At 62.9% G+C, this 3,563-nt stretch carries 4 protein-coding genes; all 4 read right to left on the minus strand.

What is annotated here, in order from left to right; all coding sequences use genetic code 11:
• Positions 1-211: 211 nt before the first annotated feature.
• The gene (locus PG883_RS22835) at positions 212-835 is read right to left on the minus strand and encodes a recombinase family protein (protein WP_003155741.1); all 624 of its coding nucleotides are present in this window, start codon (positions 833-835) and stop codon (positions 212-214) included.
• A gap of 61 nt (positions 836-896) precedes the next feature.
• Complete coding sequence (locus PG883_RS22840; RefSeq protein ID WP_230064635.1) at positions 897-2,114, minus strand: TniQ family protein; 1,218 nt, start codon at positions 2,112-2,114, stop codon at positions 897-899.
• Positions 2,111-3,019 carry a TniB family NTP-binding protein gene (locus PG883_RS22845; RefSeq protein ID WP_028604704.1) on the minus strand — a complete coding sequence of 303 codons (909 nt, stop codon included), beginning with the start codon at positions 3,017-3,019 and terminating at the stop codon, positions 2,111-2,113. Before PG883_RS22845 ends, PG883_RS22840 begins: the two co-directional genes overlap by 4 nt.
• 2 nt (positions 3,020-3,021) lie before the next feature.
• On the minus strand, positions 3,022-3,563 hold a 542-nt coding region (locus tag PG883_RS22850; protein WP_270808349.1), incomplete at its 5' end, for a Mu transposase C-terminal domain-containing protein.

A 3,563-nucleotide genomic window follows, 5' to 3' on the forward strand; every position in this document is an offset into this window, starting at 1 on the left:
CATGGTTCAAACACGCCAGGCATTCGAGCGAACACGCAGTGATGCCTAACCCTTCCATCGAGGGGGACGTCCAAGGGCTGGCGCCCTTGGCCGCCCCTCATGTCAAACGTTGAACGACAGCTTTCCCAAAAGCTCTACGGCTGCTCTGGGTCGACACCGGTAATCGGATCGTTGCCGCACTGAACAGCGCCCCGTTCCAGGTCGCCTCCATTTATGCGGCTGAACCGAGGGAGAGCAGCTTTACGCCGTCTGGCCGCAGTTCGCCCTTGGGCGACACGTGCCGGTAGAGCGTCTGCCGGGTAATCCCGAGTTCTTCGCAGAGATCGCCCACCTTGGTTTCCGGTTGCCCCATGCTGGCCATCGCCAGGCGTAGCTTGGCGGCGGTCATCTTGAAGGGGCGCCCCCCTTTCCTGCCGCGAGCGCGCGCCGAGATAAGTCCAGCGACTGTTCGCTCGGAAATCAACTCACGCTCGAACTCGGCCAGCGCGGCAAAAATACCGAACACAAGCTTGCCGGCGGCAGTCGTCGTGTCGACCGCCGCACCGTGACCGGTCAGGACCTTCAGGCCCACGCTACGCGCAGTTAGGTCGTGCACGGTGTTGATCAGGTGGCGCAGATCACGGCCAAGCCGATCGAGCTTCCACACGATCAGCGTGTCCCCTTCACGAAGCGCCTTCAGGCAAGCAGCCAACCCTGGGCGATCATCGCGCCTGCCCGAGGCCAGATCCTCGTAAAGGTGCGCAAGGCTCACACCAGCGGCGATGAGCGCATCGCGTTGCAAATTGGTGGACTGGGATCCGTCCGCCTTCGATACCCGCATGTAGCCGATCAGCACCTTTTCACCCGTCACGTATACGTTCGATTATGTGACAGTGTGCGCCGGAAAATTCTGGCCGTCAAAATTTGTCACTTAACCCGTCATTCTGTCTAAGACATGCAAAGGGTCCATCAGGCTCGTAATGTGACAGAAATTCCGGGGGGATGCCTTCCTTTGCAAAGGTGGCTCGCAACTGTTCCAGGGAAGCTGGGTCGCGCCGACCATAGGAAGCCAAGGCGAACAGCGAGCGCGCCGTCTCGGGGTTGTGCCGCGCTTCAATGATCGCCTCACTGATAGCTTGGACCGCCCGTTGCCAGTGATTGACGGGTTCGGGCTTCGGCGCTTTCGCCGGCAGACCACTGGTGAACCCGGTTTGGGGCTCGGACCAGAACAGCTTTGCATGCTCGCCTGGCGGGCTTATATCCCTCACCTCAATCAAGCTGATTGCCGCTGCCGCTGCCTCCAGCATCTGCAACCGTACTGCCGGGTTCAGGGTTTCATACGGTCGCCACAGACTTTGCCCAGCACGCAGCGGATGCCCGCAGCCTTGCCAGACTTGGCGGAGATACCCCGCGTAGGTTCCGCACGCCGAAAGCGGGGTGTTCAGCTCATCGAGCAGCGTGCGTAGCAGCCGAAACCACAATCCAGCGTGGATGCGTCGGCGCGGCAGCTCCACGTGACCGGTTGTCAGTGCCTGCCAGGTACGCTGGTCCATCGCCGCAATCGCGTCGCTGGCGGTGCGCGGTTCGGCGTCGGCGTTCTCCCAGCCGAGAAACCGCCCTGGCACGCCCCAATAGGATTCCAGCCAGCAGCCATGCAGCGGGCAGCTCAGCATCAGGGGCAGCTTCCATGCAAGCAGTACGGCTTGGTTTGCCGGGTCGTTCAGACAGAGCGGACAGGCGCGATGTATCGGCTGGCTGGGCAGCCAGGCACGCCAGCTCGTGATGGATCGCGTCCTACGGCGGAGTTTCGGCAGCAGCACCGAGAGCTGGAACGCATAGGTTTCCAATGCATCTGGAATCTGATCATCAAGACTGTCCAGTAGCCAAGGCACCCAGCCGGCGAAACTCATGCAACGCAGCCGATCCGGCTCGATGCCGCTCCGCAGGGAGAGCATCTCCAGCAGCGCCAGTGGTGGCGCGGTGTCCAGGTCATCAACCTGACCGTGACCAAGATCGTGCTCCAGCAGCTCGGACACCTCCATGTGATAGCAAAGGGCCACGCGGTTGAGCCACGAAGACAAGGCTTCGCCTTCCCTGGGAGCCGGATGCAGTGGCCAGCGTGGCGCTGGCTTCACATCAGTTCCCGCTCGAATTGCCGCCGCCGCTCGCTGGGACCGGTGTAATCGGCCATGCTGAGCGTGCGATGGTTGATCGCTTCCTCGCAGCTCTCCACGGCGACGATGGCCGCTGCCATCAGCAAGTGCGCCAGTTCGCCTATGGTGCCCTCGCTGCGTGTGAGCAGGTAGCGGGCCATGTCCAGCGTGGCAATCGACGAGGGTCGCCGCAGAGGAAGCGAAGCGGCGAAGCTGGCCAGCAGTGAGCAGCAATCGTCGTTGGCCTCCCACAGCGGCAGCATCATCGGCTCGAAGCGGTTTTCCAACTGGTCATCCGAGCGGATGGCCAGATAGGCGTCGCGCGTGCCAACCCCGACCAGTGGGATGCGCAGTTCGTTGCCGAGGAAGCGCAGCAGATTGAGGAATTCCCGGCGGTTGACGCTGTTACCAGCCAGGACGTTGTGCAACTCGTCGATCACCAAAATGCGCACGCCGACCTTGCGCAGCAGTGCCAGCGCCAGTTGCTCCATTTCCGGCAGTCGTGGGCGCGGTCGCAATGGCGCACCCATCGCCGCGAGCAGCGCGACGTAGAAGCGGATCACAGACGGCTCGGACGGCATCTGCACGACCAGCACCGGGATGTGCTCCTGGTCGGCATCGGCGCTGGCCAGATGCGTGCGCCGGAACTTCTCGACGATCATCGACTTGCCGTTGTTGGTCGGGCCGACCAGCAGCAGGTTGGGCATGCGTTGCTTGTTTGGCCACGCATACAGGGTTTCCAGCCGGTTCAGCGCCTCGACCGCGCGGGGGTAGCCGATCCAGCGGTCGGCGCGAAGGCGTTGGATGCGCTCGTCCGCCGGCAGCCGGGCCAATCCCTGCGCCGCCGGCAGCAGGTGGGACAGCTCGATGATGGGATATTCTTCCACGGCTACCACTCCTCAATCTGGTCGAACGGTTTGGCGGGCGGCTGGTTGTCCGCCTGCTGGTCATCCATGTCAGCGTCCGGTGGTGGCGTGGCTTTGACAGGCGGTGCCGTTGCCTTGAGATGCTGGCGTCGATCTGCGTCGCGCCGCGCCTTGCGCGTGGTCTTCTGCGCGGTGGTCACGATTTTGCGCATCTGGTCGATCATGCGGAACAACGCCGACTCATCCACCTGTTCGCGCCCTTGCTGCCGCAATTTCATCAGCGCCTGCCGTTGTTCCCAGAGGGTGACAGCCGGGTGCGACAAGGTACGGTAGGGAATTTCCAGGTAGTGCTGTCCCTCCGGTTCCAGGACCCAGATACGGCTGATGTCGCGCGGATCGCGCCGGATCAGAAAGGACGGCCAGCGTTCACGCCGCGCAATCCACGGCTTGAGCGCATCGGCGTAGTAGTGGATGTGGTCGATGACAAAGCCGGTGCGGGTCAGCGTGCGCCGGAGGATCGGCAGAAAATCGACCAGGAACGAAGTAGCGCGTGTGACGACGGCCG

This window comes from Aeromonas sp. QDB25 (assembly GCF_027707725.1).
Classification (GTDB): domain Bacteria; phylum Pseudomonadota; class Gammaproteobacteria; order Enterobacterales; family Aeromonadaceae; genus Aeromonas; species Aeromonas caviae.